This is a genomic window from Variibacter gotjawalensis, assembly GCF_002355335.1.
GTDB lineage: Bacteria > Pseudomonadota > Alphaproteobacteria > Rhizobiales > Xanthobacteraceae > Variibacter > Variibacter gotjawalensis.
In genome coordinates this window covers 1,316,785-1,334,551 of sequence record NZ_AP014946.1, presented here as the reverse complement: position 1 = coordinate 1,334,551, position 17,767 = coordinate 1,316,785, and the positions used below count along the sequence as shown (strand labels likewise).

The 17,767-nt window shown below is 63.1% G+C and carries 19 protein-coding genes; 9 read left to right on the top strand and 10 right to left on the bottom strand.

Annotation, left to right across the window (positions count from 1 at the left end; all coding sequences use genetic code 11):
* Positions 1-85 precede the first annotated feature (85 nt).
* The 3 genes from gcvH to gcvPB are packed head-to-tail and all read left to right on the top strand — an operon-like array spanning position 86 to position 3,384.
* On the top strand, positions 86-457 hold the full coding sequence (gene gcvH, locus GJW30_RS06440) for a glycine cleavage system protein GcvH (protein ID WP_096353163.1): 372 nt from the start codon (positions 86-88) through the stop codon (positions 455-457).
* A gap of 27 nt (positions 458-484) precedes the next feature.
* A complete protein-coding gene (gcvPA, locus tag GJW30_RS06435) occupies positions 485-1,819 on the top strand; it encodes an aminomethyl-transferring glycine dehydrogenase subunit GcvPA (protein ID WP_096353162.1) in 1,335 nt (444 codons plus the stop codon).
* Positions 1,819-3,384 carry an aminomethyl-transferring glycine dehydrogenase subunit GcvPB gene (gene gcvPB / locus GJW30_RS06430; RefSeq protein ID WP_172887554.1) on the top strand — a complete coding sequence of 522 codons (1,566 nt, stop codon included), beginning with the start codon at positions 1,819-1,821 and terminating at the stop codon, positions 3,382-3,384. Before gcvPA ends, gcvPB begins: the two co-directional genes overlap by 1 nt.
* Before the next feature lie 51 nt (positions 3,385-3,435).
* Here gcvPB and GJW30_RS06425 read toward each other — a convergent pair whose 3' ends face one another.
* Together GJW30_RS06425 and GJW30_RS06420 are read right to left on the bottom strand one after the other, a co-directional pair.
* Complete coding sequence (locus tag GJW30_RS06425) at positions 3,436-4,602, bottom strand: M20 aminoacylase family protein (protein ID WP_096353156.1); 1,167 nt, start codon at positions 4,600-4,602, stop codon at positions 3,436-3,438.
* 160 nt (positions 4,603-4,762) lie between these two features.
* On the bottom strand, positions 4,763-5,755 hold the full coding sequence (locus tag GJW30_RS06420) for an MBL fold metallo-hydrolase (RefSeq protein WP_096353153.1): 993 nt from the start codon (positions 5,753-5,755) through the stop codon (positions 4,763-4,765).
* A gap of 213 nt (positions 5,756-5,968) precedes the next feature.
* Between GJW30_RS06420 and GJW30_RS06415 the strand changes: the two genes are divergently transcribed.
* A complete protein-coding gene (locus GJW30_RS06415; protein ID WP_096353150.1) occupies positions 5,969-6,772 on the top strand; it encodes an aspartate dehydrogenase in 804 nt (267 codons plus the stop codon).
* A gap of 1 nt (position 6,773) precedes the next feature.
* Entirely contained in the window at positions 6,774-7,607 is an 834-nt protein-coding gene (locus tag GJW30_RS06410; RefSeq protein ID WP_096353147.1) for a sugar phosphate isomerase/epimerase family protein, read from the top strand.
* Positions 7,608-7,677: 70 nt separating this feature from the next.
* Here the strand turns inward: GJW30_RS06410 and GJW30_RS06405 are convergent, their stop codons facing one another.
* From GJW30_RS06405 to GJW30_RS06375, 7 genes are all read right to left on the bottom strand, one after another.
* Positions 7,678-8,355: a ParA family protein gene (locus tag GJW30_RS06405; protein WP_096353144.1), complete on the bottom strand. Its 678-nt coding sequence runs from the start codon at positions 8,353-8,355 to the stop codon at positions 7,678-7,680.
* Between the two features lie 206 nt (positions 8,356-8,561).
* Positions 8,562-8,954, bottom strand: coding sequence for a 50S ribosomal protein L19 (rplS, locus tag GJW30_RS06400; protein WP_096353141.1), 393 nt, complete (start codon positions 8,952-8,954; stop codon positions 8,562-8,564).
* A 111-nt stretch (positions 8,955-9,065) separates the two neighbouring features.
* The gene (gene trmD, locus GJW30_RS06395) at positions 9,066-9,782 is read right to left on the bottom strand and encodes a tRNA (guanosine(37)-N1)-methyltransferase TrmD (protein ID WP_096353137.1); all 717 of its coding nucleotides are present in this window, start codon (positions 9,780-9,782) and stop codon (positions 9,066-9,068) included.
* Positions 9,779-10,312, bottom strand: a complete 534-nt coding sequence (rimM, locus tag GJW30_RS06390) for a ribosome maturation factor RimM (RefSeq protein WP_245408675.1) — start codon at positions 10,310-10,312, stop codon at positions 9,779-9,781. Before rimM ends, trmD begins: the two co-directional genes overlap by 4 nt.
* 5 nt (positions 10,313-10,317) lie before the next feature.
* Entirely contained in the window at positions 10,318-10,689 is a 372-nt protein-coding gene (rpsP, locus tag GJW30_RS06385; protein WP_096353134.1) for a 30S ribosomal protein S16, read from the bottom strand.
* 51 nt (positions 10,690-10,740) lie between these two features.
* The gene (gene ffh / locus GJW30_RS06380; protein WP_096353131.1) at positions 10,741-12,282 is read right to left on the bottom strand and encodes a signal recognition particle protein; all 1,542 of its coding nucleotides are present in this window, start codon (positions 12,280-12,282) and stop codon (positions 10,741-10,743) included.
* A gap of 177 nt (positions 12,283-12,459) precedes the next feature.
* Positions 12,460-12,987 carry a MarR family winged helix-turn-helix transcriptional regulator gene (locus GJW30_RS06375; RefSeq protein WP_157746700.1) on the bottom strand — a complete coding sequence of 176 codons (528 nt, stop codon included), beginning with the start codon at positions 12,985-12,987 and terminating at the stop codon, positions 12,460-12,462.
* Positions 12,988-13,020: 33 nt separating this feature from the next.
* Here GJW30_RS06375 and GJW30_RS06370 point away from each other — a divergent pair, with 33 nt between their 5' ends.
* Together GJW30_RS06370 and GJW30_RS06365 are read left to right on the top strand one after the other, a co-directional pair.
* Positions 13,021-13,506 carry a PaaI family thioesterase gene (locus GJW30_RS06370; protein ID WP_197703774.1) on the top strand — a complete coding sequence of 162 codons (486 nt, stop codon included), beginning with the start codon at positions 13,021-13,023 and terminating at the stop codon, positions 13,504-13,506.
* Positions 13,507-13,538: 32 nt separating this feature from the next.
* Complete coding sequence (locus GJW30_RS06365; RefSeq protein WP_096353125.1) at positions 13,539-14,615, top strand: MBL fold metallo-hydrolase; 1,077 nt, start codon at positions 13,539-13,541, stop codon at positions 14,613-14,615.
* Between the two features lie 155 nt (positions 14,616-14,770).
* Here the strand turns inward: GJW30_RS06365 and GJW30_RS06360 are convergent, their stop codons facing one another.
* Entirely contained in the window at positions 14,771-15,421 is a 651-nt protein-coding gene (locus GJW30_RS06360) for a GyrI-like domain-containing protein (RefSeq protein ID WP_096353122.1), read from the bottom strand.
* A gap of 219 nt (positions 15,422-15,640) precedes the next feature.
* Here GJW30_RS06360 and dapF point away from each other — a divergent pair, with 219 nt between their 5' ends.
* Together dapF and mtaB are read left to right on the top strand one after the other, a co-directional pair.
* Positions 15,641-16,516: a diaminopimelate epimerase gene (gene dapF / locus GJW30_RS06355; RefSeq protein WP_096358691.1), complete on the top strand. Its 876-nt coding sequence runs from the start codon at positions 15,641-15,643 to the stop codon at positions 16,514-16,516.
* Positions 16,506-17,765 carry a tRNA (N(6)-L-threonylcarbamoyladenosine(37)-C(2))-methylthiotransferase MtaB gene (mtaB, locus tag GJW30_RS06350; protein WP_096353119.1) on the top strand — a complete coding sequence of 420 codons (1,260 nt, stop codon included), beginning with the start codon at positions 16,506-16,508 and terminating at the stop codon, positions 17,763-17,765. Before dapF ends, mtaB begins: the two co-directional genes overlap by 11 nt.
* Positions 17,766-17,767: the final 2 nt, after the last annotated feature.

Below are 17,767 nucleotides of genomic sequence, written 5' to 3'. Positions count from 1 at the left end.
GGCGAAGCCGCCAAGCGTCATCCGGGAAATCTAACGTCGTCCCCGCATATCGCTACGCTCATGCGGGCTACAAGAGGAAGCTTCAATGACTGTTCGTTACAGCAAAGACCACGAGTGGATTTCCGTCGACGGCGATGTCGGCACCGTCGGCATCACGGAATATGCGCAGGGCCAACTCGGCGATGTCGTGTTCGTCGATCTGCCCGAAACCGGCAAGAAGCTCGAAAAGAACGGCGAAGCCGCCGTCGTCGAATCCGTGAAAGCCGCGAGCGAGGTCTATGCGCCGGTGTCCGGTGAAGTCGTCGAGGTGAATGCCGATCTCGGTGCTAATCCAGCGACCGTGAACGAGGATGCGCAAGGCCGCGGCTGGTTCCTCAAGATCAAGATCGCCAACCCGTCCGAGCTCGACGAGCTGATGAGCGAGGACGACTACAAGGCCTTCGTCGCAACGCTCTGACGCGCGCAGCCAGGGAAATAAGAACACATGCGATACCTGCCTCTCACACCGGACGATCGCGGCGAGATGCTCGCGCGGATCGGCGTCAAAGATATCGACGCGCTGTTCGCCGACGTGCCGAACGACAAGCTGCTGGCCAAAGCGCCGGACCTGCCGCGGCATAAAAGCGAGATCGAAGTCGAGCGTGCGCTCGGTCGCCTCGCAGTCAAGAATATCGCGGCGTCGAGCGTGCCGTTCTTCGTCGGCGCCGGTGCCTACAAGCACCACATTCCGGCAACCGTCGATCACCTGATCCAGCGTTCGGAGTTTCTCACCTCATACACGCCATATCAGCCCGAGATCGCGCAAGGCACGCTGCAATATCTGTTCGAGTTCCAGACGCAGGTCGCTGCGCTGACCGGCATGGATGTCGCCAACGCGTCGATGTACGACGGCTCGACCGGAGCGTCCGAAGCCGTGTTGATGGCGCATCGTGTCACCAAGCGACGCAAGGCGCTGATCTCCGGCAACTTGCATCCGCACTATCGCGAAACGATCGAAACGGTGTCGCGCTTTGCCGATGACGAGGTCGTCGTCTCGACAGCGCGCGGAAATGACCTCGCGGCGCAGATCGACAACACAGTGTCGTGCGTCGTCGTGCAGAATCCGGATGTGTTCGGCGAAGTGCGCGATCTCACGGCGCTCGCCGAGAAGGTGCACGCGGCGGGGGCGCTGCTTATCGTCGTCGTCACTGAGGCGATCTCGTTCGGTCTCGTCAAACCGCCGGGCGAGATGGGCGCCGATATCGTCGTTGCCGAGGGACAATCTATCGGCGTGCCGCTGCAATTCGGCGGACCGTATGTCGGCCTCTTTGCGACGCGCACGAAGTTTCTGCGCCAGATGCCGGGCCGCCTCGCTGGTGAGACGGTCGATGCGGAAGGCAAGCGCGGTTTCGTGCTGACGCTGTCGACGCGCGAGCAGCACATTCGCCGCGAGAAGGCGACGTCGAACATCTGCACGAATTCGGGGCTCTGCGTTCTCGCCTTCACGATCCACATGACGCTGCTCGGGCAGACCGGATTGAACCGGCTCGCGCGTGTCAATCATGCGAATGCGATCGCGCTCGCTGACGCACTCGGCATGGTGCCGGGTGTGAAGGTTTTGAACGATACGTATTTCAACGAATTCACGATCCGCGTGCCGGGCGACGGCGCCGACGTCGTCGAGAAGCTTGCCGATATGGGCATTCTCGGCGGCGTGCCGGCCTCGCGCCTCTATCCGGGCAATGCGGATATGAAAGATCTGATCATCGTCGCCAGCACGGAAGTGAACACGGACGACGACCGCGCCGCCTATGCGGCCGCGCTGAAGGAGGTGCTGTGATGTTGAACCGTCAGGGACGCCCTTCCGCTTCGGGAGACGCCGGTGCGGTCGATCACCCGACCTTCACGGGCAATCGCGCGCTGCAAGTCGAGGAAGCGCTGATCTTCGAGATCGGCCGCCACGAGGTGACCGGCGTCGACATCGATGAGCCGAAAGATTTCAAGTCGAAGCTCGGCGCACTCGAGCGCACCGGGGACATCGGTTTGCCGGGTCTCAGCGAGCCCGAGACGATGCGGCACTTCGTGCGGTTGAGCCAAAAGAACTACGGCATCGACACAGGTCTCTTCCCGCTCGGCTCATGCACGATGAAACACAATCCGCGTCTCAACGAGAAGATGGCGCGGCTGCCGGGCATCGGCGACATTCATCCGCTGCAGCCGCTCTCGACCGTGCCGGGTGCGATCGAACTGATCGGCGAGCTTGGCCGCTGGCTATGCGAGCTGACCGGCATGCCGGCCGTCGCGATGACGCCGAAGGCCGGTGCGCACGGCGAACTCTGCGGCATGATGGCGATCAAGGCCGCGATCGAAGCGCGCGGCGAGAAGCGCTCGATCGTGCTCGTGCCGGAATCCGCGCACGGCACCAATCCGGCGACAGCCGCGCTGATCGGCTATCAGGTCGTCAGCGTTCCGGCGCGCGAGGACGGCACTGTCGATCCCGAAGAGGTGAAAAAGCGCCTTTCGCCCGATGTCGCCGCGATCATGCTGACCAACCCGAACACGTGCGGGCTGTTCGAGCGCGACGTCGTCGCGATCGCGGATGCGGTGCATGCGGCCGGTGCATTTTTCTACGCGGACGGCGCGAACTTCAACGCCATCGTCGGCAAAGTGCGGCCGGGTGATCTCGGCGTCGATGCGATGCACATCAACCTGCACAAAACGTTTTCGACGCCGCATGGCGGCGGCGGGCCCGGTGCCGGCCCGGTCGTGCTCTCGAAAGCGCTCGCGCCATTCGCACCGGTGCCGTTCGTCGTCGTCGAGGACGGCAATGCGCGTCTGGTCGAGAACACAAGCGACGCCGGCGATGCACAGCCGCTCGGCCGCATGTGCGCCTTCCATGGCCAGATGGGCATGTACATCCGCGCGATGAGCTACATGCTCTCACACGGTACGGACGGCATGCGCCAAGCGTCGGAAGATGCGGTGCTCAACGCGAATTACATTCGCGCATCGCTCACCGATCTGATGTCGCTGCCATTCGGCAACCGCGCCTGCATGCACGAAGCCCTATTCGACGATACATGGCTCGACGGCACTGGCGTCACGACTCTCGATTTCGCGAAAGCGATGATCGACGAGGGATATCATCCGATGACGATGTATTTCCCGCTCGTCGTCCACGGCGCGATGCTGATCGAGCCGACCGAGTCGGAATCGAAGGCGTCGCTCGATCTCTTCATCGCGGCGTTGCGCGATCTGGCGCTATCGGCGAAACGCGGCGAGACCGACCGGTTCTCCGGCGCGCCTTACCACGCGCCGCGCCGCCGCCTCGACGAGACGCGCGCGGCACGCTCGCCGATCCTGAAATGGACGCCGCCGAAGCCCGTGCAGGAAGCCGCGGAGTAAAACAAAAGGCCGGGCAATGCCCGGCCTTTTTCTTTTTGCCTCAAGCCTATCTCAAGCCCCGAGCGGCAGGCGCGTCTCGACGATGCGCGCGAACATGCTAGCGCCGACCGGCAAGATCTTGTCGTCGAGCACGAAGCCTGGATTGTGCACCGGCACCGAGCCATCGTGGCCGAGCCAGAAATAGGCTCCCGGCACGCGCATCAGCATGTCGGCGAAATCTTCGCTGCCCATCTTCGGCGTTTTGCGAACGATGACGTCCTTTGGCTCTACGACACCGCGCGCGACTTCGGCGATCACCTTGGAATGCTCTTCCGTGTTGTCGAGTACGCTGAAGATGTCGCGGATCTCGCACTTGACCTCGACTTCGAATGCCTGCGCGATGCCGGCGCAGATTTTCCGCATGCGGTCCTGGATCATCTTGCGCACGCCGGCATCGAACATACGCACGGTTCCGGCGAGCTTCGCTTCGTTCGGGATTACGTTGTAGGCCGAGCCAGCATGAATCTGCGTGATCGAGAGCACGGCCGCTTCGGTCGGGGTGACGTTACGGCTGACGATGCTCTGCAGCGCCTGGCCGAGATTCATCGCGATGACGACGGGATCGCGCGAGCGCTTCGGCATCGCGCCATGCGCGCCGAAGCCCGTGATCGTGATGTCGAAGAAATCGGCGCCGGCCATCGCGGGGCCGGGGCTGATCGCGACGACGCCGTGCTCCAAGTCCGGCGCGTTGTGCAGGCCGTAAACTTCATCGCACGGAAACTTCTCGAACAGTCCATCCTTCAGCATCGCACGCGCGCCACCGAGACCTTCCTCGGCCGGCTGGAAGATGAAATGCACGGTGCCGTCGAAATCTTTTGTCTCGGCGAGATAGCGCGCCGCGCCGAGCAGGATCGTCGTGTGACCGTCGTGACCACAGCCGTGGAAGCGTCCCGGGACCGTCGAGCGCCACGGAAGATTGGTGTTCTCCTCCATCGGCAGCGCGTCCATGTCGGCGCGCAGACCGATGCGCTTGCTGCCGCCGCCCTTGCCCTTGAGCACGCCGACGACGCCGGTGCCGCCGATGCCGCGATGGACCTCGATGCCCCAGCCGGCAAGCTTCTCGGCGACGATGCCGGAGGTGCGCTTTTCTTCGAAACCGATTTCCGGATGGGCGTGAAGGTCGCGGCGGATCGCCGTCAGTTCGTCAGCAAAACTATCAATGCGCGGCAGCGTCGGCATGAGTTGCGTTCCGTTGAGTTTCTTCTGGAGGATGAGTGGAGAGCCGTATGCATAGCATATTGCGGCGCACGCGCTATGCGCACAGCGGATGCAGGGTGAGCAAAAAAATGCCGCCGCCGAGCGATGACCCGGCGGCGGTTCGTCCTGCGAAATGTTTGCGTCAGACTTTGGAAGCGAGATCGATCGGGGCCGGATAGTAGTGGAAGCCGTCGCCATCCTTGGCCACATGTCCAATTCCCGGCCATGCGAAGTGATAGGCGAGGATCGGCGTGCGGTTCTGCGCAAACGTCGTCAGATACTTCACGCGCGTCTGGGCCGATTGCTTCGGATCGGTGTCATACGCGAACTCGGTCAGCGGCTTCTTCATCAGCAATGTCGGGTGATGCGTCAGATCGCCGATATAGGCGAGCTGCTTGCCACCGGATTGGATGTTGAAGATCGTGTGGCCGACGGTGTGACCGGGCGCTGCCATGGCGGTGATGCCGGGGAGGAATTCTTCGTTGTCCTTGAAGAATTTCAGACGGTCGCGGATCGGGAGGAGATTCTTCCGCGCCTGCGCGATGAAGGACTTCAGCGGCCCGCCGGCTTTTGCTTCATCGGTCCAGAAATCAAAGTCCGACTGCGCGATGTAGAACTGCGCCTTCGGGAAAAGCGACTTGCCCTTGTCGTTGCAGTTGCCGCCACAGTGATCGATGTGGGCGTGGCTCATCACCACTGCGTCGATCGTGTTCGGATTGATGCCGGCTTGCTTCAACGTCTCCTGCAGCTTGCCGGTCGTTGGACCGAAGTCTTTTGCATTGCCCATGCCGGTGTCGAACAGCACGGTGCGATTGCCGAAGTTCACGACGAGGACATTCTGCTCGAGCAATGCGTTATCGAGCGGCAGAAAGTTGTCGGTGAGTTGTTGCTTGATCTCGTCCGCCGAGAGGCCGAGGAAGGCTTTGCTTGGATCGCCGAGCGGTAGTGGTCCGTCGGATACGACCGTTGCCTGCGCGTCGCCAAGCTTGAAGCGATAGTAGTAAGGCGCCTGCGCTTTCGCCATCGGGCCCTTGGCTTCGGCAAAATCGGGGCGCAAACCAAGCGCACCCACCGCCGAAATTCCCGCCGCACCGGTGAGCCACTGGCGACGTGACAATTCAAAGCGATTCTTCATGATCGCATTCCTCCAATTGCGCGTTTGTCCTCCCGGGACACGCGAAGCATGTCCGCAACCGTGAGTGGTGGCAAGCATTCCGAAGCGGACCGCGAGTTGGCGCAATCGTGTTCCGCGTGCATTTGGCCAGAGCCGCGCGCTGTAGTATCGGAACGGTTACTTGCGGACGCACACGCGTCACAAACCAAACAAACGTTCGAAAAGAGACGAGAAATGCTGCGTGTTGGATTGGCGGGGTTAGGTGCGGTCGGGCTCGAAGTGGCGCGGCGGCTGGAGCAAGGCATTCCAGGACTGACGCTCGCGGCCGTCTCGGTGCGAGATGTGAGCAAAGCGCAGAGCAAGGTTGCGAAAATCGGTGCCGAGATTCCGAACGTCGCGCTCACCGAGCTGCCGCAGCATTGCGACGTCATCGTCGAAGGATTGCCGAAAGCGCCGTTCGCCGAAATCGCGCGTGCCACGATCTACGCCGGCAAAGTGTTCATGCCGCTGAGTGTCGGACAGCTATTGGAGAATTGGGATCTCATCGATCGCGCGAAGGAAACCGGCGCGCGCATTCTCGTGCCGACCGGCGCGCTGATTGGGCTCGACGCTGTGCGTGCAGCCGCGGAAGGCGACATTCGTTCAGTCACGATGATCACGCGCAAGCCGCCGGGCGGCCTCGAAGGCGCGCCGTATCTCGTGCAGAACAACATTTCGCTGCACGGCCTCAACGAGGCGAAGAAAGTGTTCGATGGCAGCGCACGCGAAGGCGCTCGCGGCTTTCCGGCGAACGTCAACGTGGCGGCCGCGCTCAGCCTCGCGGGCATCGGCCCGGACAAGACGCGTCTGCAGATTTGGGCGGATCCGCAAGTCACGCGCAACACGCATCGCATCGAAGTCGATGCCGATACGGCGAGCTTCTCGATGATGATCGAGAATGTGCCCTCGGTGGAAAACCCGCGCACCGGAAAGATCACCGCTTTGTCGGCGGTCGCGATGTTGCGCGGCCTCACCGCGACACTGAAGGTCGGCACCTGAGATGCAGTTCGCCGGCATCGCTCTCCATACCTGGACGATCGATACGACGCCGCTGCGCCACGCTCTGGCGGCGGCGCGCGATGCCGGCGCCGATGCGGTCGAAATTCGCAACGCGGATTTCGTTCGCTGCCGCGAGCGCGGCATGAGCGATACGGAAATCGCCGGGATGATCCGTGAAGCCGGATTGCCGGTCAGCGCCGTCGGCGTCGAGTATGGATGGCTGTTCGCGCAGGGCGACGAATTGCGCCGACTGTTCGATGTCTTCCGCCGTCAATGCGATAACGCGGTTGCGCTCGGTTGCGGCTTGGTGATGAGCGGTGTCGGGCCGCATGATGGCCCGTTGATCGACGGCGTTTCGAATATGCGCACGGCGGGAGAGATTGCGGGACAGTGCGGCTTGCGGCTGACGTTCGAATTCATGGCGCAGCATCCGAGCATCAACCACGCCGAGATCGCGCGCGAACTCATCGCGCGCGCCAGATGCCCGAATGTCGGATTGCTGCTCGACACATATCATCTGCACCACAGCGGACGGCCGGGCGGTGCGATCGATGACATTCCGGGTGATGAGATTTTCTACGTGCAGTTCAGCGACGTGCCGCGCGATGTCGCGGTCGGTGCGGTCGGTGCGGTCGGGCTGACGGATCGCCTCGCGCCGGGACTTGGCGCCGTGCAGTGGCGCGAATTCGTCGCGGCACTGAAAGCGTCGGGATATCGCGGATATCTCAGCTACGAAGCGCCGAACCCCATTCACTGGGATGACGATGCGACGCTCGTTGCGAAGCGCGGCATCGACGCGATGAGAACCTTCATCGCGGAAACCGCGCGGATTTAGTCGGCAACTCTGGGGCGGCGGGAGTGGGCGGATTTTTTACATCCGCCCCTTAGGGCCGCACCTTGGGGAGTCAGGCAGCGACTTTGTGCATCACGCCGGTGCTGCCACCGGATGCGCCGTTGATCACCTTCACGGACTTCTCGATCGCGGTCCACAGACCGGCGATCTCGGCTGCGGCGAACGACGAAGCGTCGTATTCGCGAACGCCTTCGCCGTCGGCGAGCGACAACGCGAAGTTCGTGCGGTTGGTGATCTGGCCATGCCACAGCGGGACGTTGAGGCTCGAGAGACCAGCACGCGCCTGCGAGACGATCGGCGACTCGACGCCTTCGCGCTTGGCCGGTGCGCCGTTGATAACGACTGCATACGGCTTACGAACGTCGCGGCAGAGCGCGATCGTCTCGGCAACCGAGGTCAGATCGAAAACGGTCGGACGAGCCGGAATGACGACCATCGTGGCGGCGCGGATCGCCTCGGTGACGATGGAGCTCATGTTCGGTGGGGTGTCGATCATCACCCACTCGAAACCTTCTTTCTTCGCGCTTTTGATGATCTCGCCCACGCCGCGCAAACCGCTGCGGATCGTGAGTTCTTCATTGTTGCGAAGCTTGTGCCAGAGGGTCAACGAACCCTGCGGATCGCAATCGATCAATAAGCAAGACTTTGCCGGCCGGCTGGCGGCGAGGTGCGCCGTCAATGTGCTCTTCCCCGACCCACCTTTACGCGCAGCAAAAACCAGAACGTTCATTTCGATAAGCTCCCGTTGGTGCGAATTCTCAGCCCTATTCGAGGCAAGCTGCGACTCTTATGGTTAACCGGAGGTTAACAACGGTTAACGACCTTTAACGGTCTGCAATATCAACAGATTCGCGAGCTTTTGAAACGCATCAACTTGAGCGCGAATCAAAAAAGGCGCGCTAATGCACGCCTTTTGTGATTCGTTGATGACAGAAGTTACTCTGCGGCAGCGGCTGTGCCGGCTTCGCCCTTGGCGCCGCGCTCGGTGATACGAGCGGCCTTACCGCGCAGACCACGCAGGTAGTAGAGCTTCGCGCGGCGGACTTTGCCGCGGCGCACGAGCTTGATCGAGTCGATGTTCGGCGAGTAGAGCGGAAACACGCGCTCGACGCCTTCGCCGTAGGAGATCTTGCGAACCGTGAAGTTCTGATTGAGGCCACCGCCGGCGCGCGCGATGCAGACGCCCTCGTAGGCCTGAACGCGTGTGCGCTCGCCTTCCTTGACCTTCACGTTAACGACGACGGTGTCGCCCGGGCCGAATTCCGGCACGGTCTTACCAGCGGAAAGCTTCTGCAGTTGCTCGGCTTCGAGCTGCTGGATGATGTTCATGTTCTGCTACCTTCTCGACCTGCACGGGGCGCTCCCCGGAAGGAGCCGGGCCGAAACCGTCAGGCGTATTCTTGAATTCGGGCGGGGCTATACGACACTCAGCGCGGTTTGTCACCCTTTTGTCTTGGCTTTTGTCGGTGGTTTTTGCGTCTCGAACGCTGCCCAGAGGTCGGGACGCCGCTCGCGCGTCAGCCGTTCGGCCTCGGATCGGCGAAAAGCCGCGATTTTCGCGTGATCTCCGGAGGTTAGGATCTCAGGAATGCCCTGCCCCTCGAACACCTGCGGGCGGGTGTATTGCGGATATTCCAGGAGGCCGGCCGAGAAACTTTCCTCGGCCCCGGATTCAGCCTTCCCCATAACCCCCGGCAGGAGCCTCACGCAGGCTTCCAGCAGGACCATCGCGGCGACTTCGCCGCCATTGAGGACGTAGTCGCCGACCGAGATTTCTTCGAGGTTTCGCGCCGCGATGAGGCGCTCGTCGATCCCCTCGAAACGTCCGCACAAGAAGATCGCGCCCGGCCCTGCCGCGAGTTCGGCGACGCGCGCCTGCGTGAGCGGGCGGCCGCGCGGGCTCATCAAGAGACGCGGGCGGTCGTCGGCCACCGCGTCGATTGCGCGCGCGAGGACGTCGGCGCGCATCACCATGCCGGGACCGCCACCGGCGGGCGTGTCGTCGACAGAGCGGTGCTTGTCGGTCGCGTGCGCTCGGATGTCATTCGCCTCGAGCGACCAGATGCTGTTCGCGAGCGCCTTACCGGCGAGGCTCGCACCGAGCGGACCCGGAAACATTTCGGGGAAGATCGTGAGGACGGACGCGCGCCACATCACGCCTCCTCCTCGTCGCCTTCGATTTCCGACGGAGGATCGACGACAACGCGTTTGCCCGCAATGTCGATCTCGGGAACGGCGCGCTTCGTGAAGGGGAGATAGTAAGTCGGATCGCCCGACACCGGCGCGATCTCGATCAGATCGCCTGCGCCGAAATTCTCCACCGCGGCGATCGAACCGAGCTTCGTGCCGCCGCGATCGAAAACATCGAGGCCGATGAGATCGGCGTGGAAGAATTCGTCTTCCTCCGTCTTGCCGAAGCGCTCGCGCGAAACGTAAAGCCGAGTATTGCGCAACGCCTCGGCGGCGTTGCGATCATCGACGCCCTTGAGGCGCGCGACGAACATGTCCTTCTGCGGCCGCAACGAAACGATTTCGAGCGACCGCTTGCCGTCTTCGGTTTCGAGCGCGCCGTAGCGTTTGATCGCTTCCGGCTCGCCCGTGAACGAGCGCAGGCGCACCTCGCCGCGGATGCCATGCGCGGCGCCGATCTGCGCCACGCATACGCGCGAGGACGCGCCCGTCATCATCAGGCTTACGAAGCCGGAGCTTCAGCCGGAGCAGCCTCGGCACCAGCAGCAGCGGCTGCCGCAGCGGCGCGCTCCTGCGCCTTCTTCTTCGGCTTCGACTTTTCCGGATTGTTGCGCTGCTCACGCTTCGCGATGCCGGCGGCATCGAGGAAACGCGTCACGCGATCCGACGGCTGGGCGCCCTTGGCGATCCAAGCCTTCACCTTCTCGAAGTCAAGCTTGAGGCGATCTTCACGATCCTTCGGCAGGAGCGGATTGAAAAAGCCGAGACGCTCGATGAAGCGGCCATCACGCGGGTAACGCGAGTCGGCGACGACAACGTGATAGAACGGGCGCTTCTTAGTGCCTGCGCGCGAGAGGCGGATAACAACGGCCATTTAGTTTCCTTTCTTGAACTCTTCGATTTCAGGTCGCCGGTCGGGCGACGATTACTTCTTCTTCCCCGGGAAACCCGGAAATCCTGGCGGCAATTTTGCACCGCCGAGCCCCGGAAGACCGCCGGGGAAATTCGGCGGCAAACCTTTGGGCATATTCGGCAGGCCGGGCGCGCCCGGCACGTTCGGCAACCCGCCCTTCTCGGCGAGCTCCTTGATCTGCTCGGGCGACGGCATACCGCCGCCGCCACCGAAGCCCATCGCACTGGCGAGACCCGCGAGCGGACCACGCTTGGCGCCGCCCATCATCTTCATCATGTCGGCCATGCCGCGATGCATCTTGAGCAAGCGATTGATGTCTTCCGGCTTGCTGCCGGAGCCGGCCGCGATGCGGCGCTTGCGGCTCGCCTTCAAGAGATCCGGATTGCGGCGCTCCTTCGGAGTCATCGAGTCGATGATCGCGACCTGGCGCTTAAGCACTTTCTCGTCGAGATTCGCCTGCGAGATTTGATTTTTGATCTTCGCCATGCCGGGCAGCATTCCCATCAGGCCCGACATACCGCCCATGCGCGACATCTGGTCGAGCTGATCGCGCATGTCCTGCAGGTCGAACTGACCCTTGCGCATCTTCTCGGCGGCACGCGCGGCCTTTTCGGCGTCGATCGTCTGCGCGGCCTTTTCGACCAGCGCGACGATGTCGCCCATGCCGAGAATGCGGTCGGCGAGACGGCCGGGCGAGAAATCTTCAAGCGCATCCATGCGCTCGCCGACGCCGAGCAATTTGATCGGCTTGCCGGTGACGGCGCGCATCGAGAGCGCGGCGCCGCCGCGTCCGTCGCCGTCGACGCGCGTGAGCACGATGCCGGTGATGCCGACGCGCTCGTTGAACGAGCGTGCGAGATTGACGGCGTCTTGACCGGTCAGCGCATCGGCGACGAGCAGCACTTCGTGCGGATTGGCCGCGCTGCGCACGTCGGCGGCTTCCTGCATCAACTCTTCGTCGAGCGTGATGCGGCCGGCGGTGTCGAGCAGCACGACGTCGTAGTTGCCGAGGCGCGCGGCTTCCATCGCGCGCTTGGCGATCTGCACCGGCTGCTGGCCGGCAACGATCGGCAGTGTGTCGACTTCGACATCGCGGCCAAGTACGGCGAGCTGCTCCATCGCGGCCGGACGGCGCACGTCGAGCGACGCCATCAACACGCGCTTCTTCAGCCGCTCGGTGAGGCGCTTCGCGATCTTCGCCGTCGTCGTCGTCTTACCGGAGCCCTGCAGACCGACCATCATGATGGCGACCGGCGGCACCGCGTTGAGATCGACGCCGCCAGATTCTTCCTGGCCGAGCGTCCTGACGAGTTGATCGTGAACGATCTTCACGACGAGCTGACCCGGCGTCACCGATTTGATGACCGCGACGCCGACCGCTTCCTTGCGCACGCCTTCGACGAATTCGCGCACGACGTCGAGTGCGACGTCGGCTTCGAGCAGCGCGCGGCGAACTTCGCGCAGCGCCGTATCGACGTCAGCTTCCGTCAGCGCGCCGCGCCGCGTCAGCTTGTCGAGAATACCGCCAAGGCGTTCTGAAAGGTTTTCAAACATCAGGCGTCAACAGGTCCCAAAATCCAAACGACGAACTCGCCCGGGGGCGCATCGCGCTGCCGGGCGTTGACCTCCGGCCTCGCGGGACCGGTCGGTGGCTCGTCGTTAGATCGTTACGAGAGCGGGCGGGTTATAGCTTCGTGAAACCGTAGCGTCTACGGCTAAATGCCGCGCCGATTAGGCGTCCGGCGCCTCGACTTCTGCGGTCCGGCTTTTGTGCAGCTGCCAGACATCGCCGATCATCTGTTCCAATGCGCGCGGGTCGATCTTTTCGGCTAGCGCCGCCTGGCCGCGCTGCCACGCCGGGATCGCGGCTTCAAGTTTACGCGCGCCCGCTTCCGTGAGCCAAACCAAGCGCTTACGCTGATCGTCGGCGACCGAGGCGATCTCCACAAGACCTTGCGTTTCGAGCACTCGCAGGTTGCGCGACAACGTCGATTGATCGAGCCCGGTTCGGTGCGCCAATGCCCCGATGCTGTCGTCCTTGGCGGCGGCGATCCATCCCATGAGGCTGAATTGCGGGAAAGTAAGCCCCGTGCCCTCAAGCTCGCGCTCAAGCAATTGCGTTGCGCTGCGCGCCAGATAGCGCGCCCTACCCGCAACGCATTGGCCGATCATCGCTTTCGCGTCGGCCGTGAGCGTTTTCGGCAGCTCGACCTTGTTTTTGGCTTGCAGGAAAGTTTCCGTCATTGTATGCATATACATTATATGTATCTGCATGTAAATGGAGACCAACACGTGCTGGCGCCGAAAGACATTCAATACGGAGTAGCAACACCGCAGCAGATCGCCGGATTGACCGGACTTGAGACGTTGCAGGCGATGCTCGCCGGCAAACTGCCGGCGCCGCCGATCTCGAAGACGCTCAACTTCATCCTCACCGAAGTCGGCGAAGGCACCTGCGTGTTCGAGGGCGAGCCGACCGCTGAATTCCTCAACCCGATGGGCGGTGTGCATGGCGGCTGGGCGCTGACGATCCTCGATAGCGTTACGGGTTGCGCGGGCCATTCGACGCTGCCGCCCGGCGTCGGTTACGCGTCGATTGAGACGAAGGGCAATTTCTCGCGCGCTATCACGATCAAGACCGGCCGTGTCCGCGCCACCGGCAAGGTCGTTTCGCGCGGCAAACAGATCATCTCGGTCGAAGGCAGGATCGAGGACATCGAAGGCCGCATCCTCGCGCATGGCACGTCGACCTTGATGGTGTTCGCACCAAGGGGCTGAACGCAGCCGCACCCCATGCTACATCGCGCGTCATGAATCTCACGCGTCGCCGTTTTTTCATCTCGTTCGCCGCACTCGCGGCGGCAGGTGGCGCGTTCATGACAGGATGGTCTGCCTTGGCGCGCTATTACGACGGCCCAGTCTCCGATCATTTCGACGGCACGCAATTCTTCGACCAATATGGAACTCCGCCGAAAGCACTCAGCTCCGTGCTCAAGTGGATGATCGAGAGCAAGTTACCCGGCAACAGCGTCGCGGTGTGGCCGACGAATGTCGCCAACGGCACATTTGCGCCGCCGCCGCCCCGCGTCGATGGCGACGCGTTACGCGTCACCGCGATCGGCCATGCGTCGATGCTGATCCAGACCGCGGGTCTCAACATCTTGATCGACCCGGTGTGGTCGCAGCGCGCGTCGCCCTTCACCTTCGCGGGGCCGAAGCGCGCGCGTGCGCCCGGCATCGCATTCGATGCGCTGCCGAAGATCGACATCGTCCTGGTGACGCACAATCACTACGATCACCTCGACATTGCGACGCTGAAATTATTGGCGGACAAGCACAACCCGCGTGTCGTCACACCGCTCGGCAACGACACGATCATGCGCGCCGACGTCCCGGCGATCCGCGCTGAGGCTTACGATTGGGGCGACCGTGTCGATCTCGGCAATGGCGTTTCGGCCGCGCTGCATCCGTCGCGGCATTGGTCGGCGCGCGGCATCGGCGATCGCAACAAAGCGCTATGGGCCGCCTTCGCGCTGAAGACGCCGGGCGGTTCGATCTATCACGTCGGCGATTCAGGTTACGGCGACGGCCATCACTTCCGCACGGCGCGCGAGAAATACGGCCCGTTCCGGCTCGCGATCCTGCCGGTCGGCGCGTACGAGCCGCGCTGGTTCATGAAGGATCAGCACATGAACCCTGACGACGCCGTGAAGACGTTGGCGGATCTCGGCGCACCGCGCGCGATCGGCCATCACTTCGGAACGTTCCAACTCACCGACGAAGCTATCGACGCACCACGCATGGCGCTGACCGCCGCGTGCAAAGCCGCCTCGATTTCGGAAAACGATTTTCGCATGCTGTTGCCAGGCGAAGGGTGGGAGCTTTAGCAGCTGGTCATTCCGGGGCGCGCGCAGCTTGCGAAGCAAGCCAGCAGCGAGCCCGGAATCCATACTCACAGAAATTGCTAGCTAGCACCGGGGTTATGGATCCCGGACAGCCGCAGCTCGCTGCGCGAGCCGTGCGGCTTCCGGGATGACCTCGGTCAGTTGCTCTTCACCGGCACGAGAACGCTGATGACGAGCTGATCCTCGGCGGTCGTCAGCGGGTCGGTCACGTATTCCTCGACGAAGGTGTCCTGCGCTTCGAGCTGCTTCGTGTCGAGGAAGTTGGTGATCGCCTCGTAGGTCGCGTCCATGTTGTCGTAAGAGCCGCGATGGATGAATTTCAGCATCTTGCCGGACGGCGCTTGACCGATCTCGATGTCGCCCTTCGGCGGATTGGCCGGCGCTTTCTCGATCGGAATCGCGGCCTGGAACTGGAAGCCTGTATCGTCGGTCGACGTGTAGATCGTTAGCGGCGATCCCGCCGCGGTCAGGCTCTCGCGCTTGAGGAAATCGTTGAGCGTCTTGAAGCTGTCGATCAGCGTGTCGTAGGCCGAGTCCCAGTTGGCCGTGCCCTTGAGGAAGACGATCGTGCGCGGCGGCACCGTCACTTCGACGCCGAAATCCGGATTGGCGGGCGGCTGATCCGGCGGGGCCGGCTGGGCGGCAGGCGGCTGCGCAGGCGCCGGTTGTGCCGGTGCGGGCTGCGCAGGCTGCGGATCGGCCGGCGGCGTCGGAGCCGGCGTTTGCGCATTGAGACTCAATGAGCCTGTCAGCAACAGGATCGCGGCGAACTGAAGGGCGCGAACCATAGAGTCTCCTCGGGACAAAGAGGCGGAACGCCCCTTCTGATAATGCCTGGAATCTAGCATGGGTCCGCCCCCACTAAAGGGAAATTCTTGAGCCTGTTCAGTATTCCGGCGCGAGAGTCGCAAAAGCGCATCACGGCGACTATATTGCGCGTTGCAAAGCTCAAGCCTTGCAAATTTCGCGCCCGCCGTTAGGCAGATGGCGCATTCGTGGAAAGCCATATGAGCACGCTCGGCAATCATCCGTTCGTCAAGATGAACGGGCTCGGCAACCGCATCGTCGTCGTCGACATGCGGCAAAAGCCGTTGGCGATCAGTGCCGACGAGGCGCGGGCTGCCGCCGGACCGGACGGCGCGCCGTTCGATCAGATGATGGCGCTCTATCCGGCAAAGACGCCCGGCACCGACGCGTTCGTGCGCATCTACAATACGGACGGTTCCGAAGCCGGCGCCTGCGGTAACGGAACACGCTGCATCGCCTCGCTGGTCGCCAAGGAAACCGGCAAGAGCAAGATGACGTTCGAGACGGCGGCCGGTTTGCTCGACTCCTGGCCGAACGCGGACGGCCGCTTCACGGTCGATATGGGCGTGCCGAAGTTTGCCTGGAATGAAGTTCCGCTCGCCGACGAATTTCAGGATACGCGCGCAATCGCGCTGCAGATCGGGCCGATCGACAAGCCGATTCTGCACTCGCCGTCGGTCATGAGCATGGGCAACCCGCACGCGATCTTCTGGGTCGATGACGTCAACGCCTACGATCTCTCGCGCATCGGCCCAATGCTGGAGAACCATCCGATCTTCCCGGAGCGCGCAAATATCTCACTCGCGCAGGTGGTGTCGAAGGAACATCTCATCGTCCGCACGTGGGAGCGCGGCGCCGGTTTGACGCTTGCCTGTGGTTCGGCGGCTTGCGCGGCGGCGGTTTCGGCCGCGCGCACACGGCGCACCGGCCGCACCGTGACGGTAACGCTGCCGGGCGGCGATCTCGTCATCGAGTGGCGTGAGAAGGACAACCACGTCCTGATGACCGGGCCGGTCGCGTACGAATACGAAGGGCGCTTCGACCCGAAGCTGTTCGCGGCGAGCGATGCGGCCTGATATCGACATCGTCACCTTCGGGTGCCGGCTCAACATTCACGAATCCGAAGTGATGCGGGCGCACGCCGCCGACGCGGGCGTCACCGACACGATCGTCTTCAACACCTGTGCGGTGACCGGCGAAGCCGTGCGGCAAGCGCGGCAGGCGATCCGCCGCGCGGCGCGCGAGCGGCCAGGCGCGCGCATTCTGGTGACCGGATGCGCGGCGCAGACCGAGCCGCAGACATTCGCGAACATGCCGGAAGTGACGCGCGTCATCGGCAACTCGGAAAAGCTCTCGGCGGAGGGCTGGCGCGCCACCGCGAACGCTTTCGGCATCGGCGCGGAAGAGAAAATCGCGGTCGATGACATTCTCTCCGTCAAAGAAACCGCGCTGCATCTGATCGATGGGCTGGAAGGGCATACGCGCGCCTTCGTGCAGGTGCAGAACGGTTGCGATCACCGCTGCACCTTCTGCATCATCCCATACGGCCGTGGAAATTCGCGCTCGGTTCCGATGGGCGAAGTCGTCACGCAGATCCGGCGCTTGACCGAACGCGGCGCGCGCGAAGTCGTGCTGACGGGCGTCGATATCACGAGCTACGGGAGCGGGCTGCCGGGTGAAGCGACGCTCGGCAAACTCGTGCGGCAGATTCTCAAGCACGTGCCGGAACTCGAACGCCTGCGCATCTCGTCGATCGACTCGGTCGAGGCCGATGACGATCTGATGATCGCGCTTGCCGAGGAAGAGCGGTTGATGCCGCACCTGCATCTCTCGCTCCAGGCGGGCGACGATCTCATCCTCAAGCGCATGAAGCGGCGACATTCGCGCGGCGACGCGATCCGTTTCTGCGACGAGGCGCGGCGTCTGCGGCCAGACATCGTTTTCGGCGCTGATATCATTGCGGGCTTCCCGACCGAAACCGACGCGATGTTCGAACAATCGCTTGATCTCGTCGATGCATGCGGCCTGACGCATCTCCATGTGTTTCCGTATTCGCCGCGCCCCGGCACACCGGCGGCGCGCATGCCGCAGGTCGACGGCCGCGCCGTCAAGGAGCGCGCGAAGCGGCTGCGCGAAAAGGGTGAGGCTGCTTTCCGCGCGCGGCTCGCCGGCGAAGTCGGCGCACGGCGGCAGATTTTGGCGGAACGCGGCGGGATTGGGCGAACGGAGCACTTTTTGCCGGTGCGTCTCACCGACGTTTTACCTGGAAGCATTCTCGACTGCATGATTGCGGGCGAAGACGGGAAGTTTCTCACTCCCGCATAGTC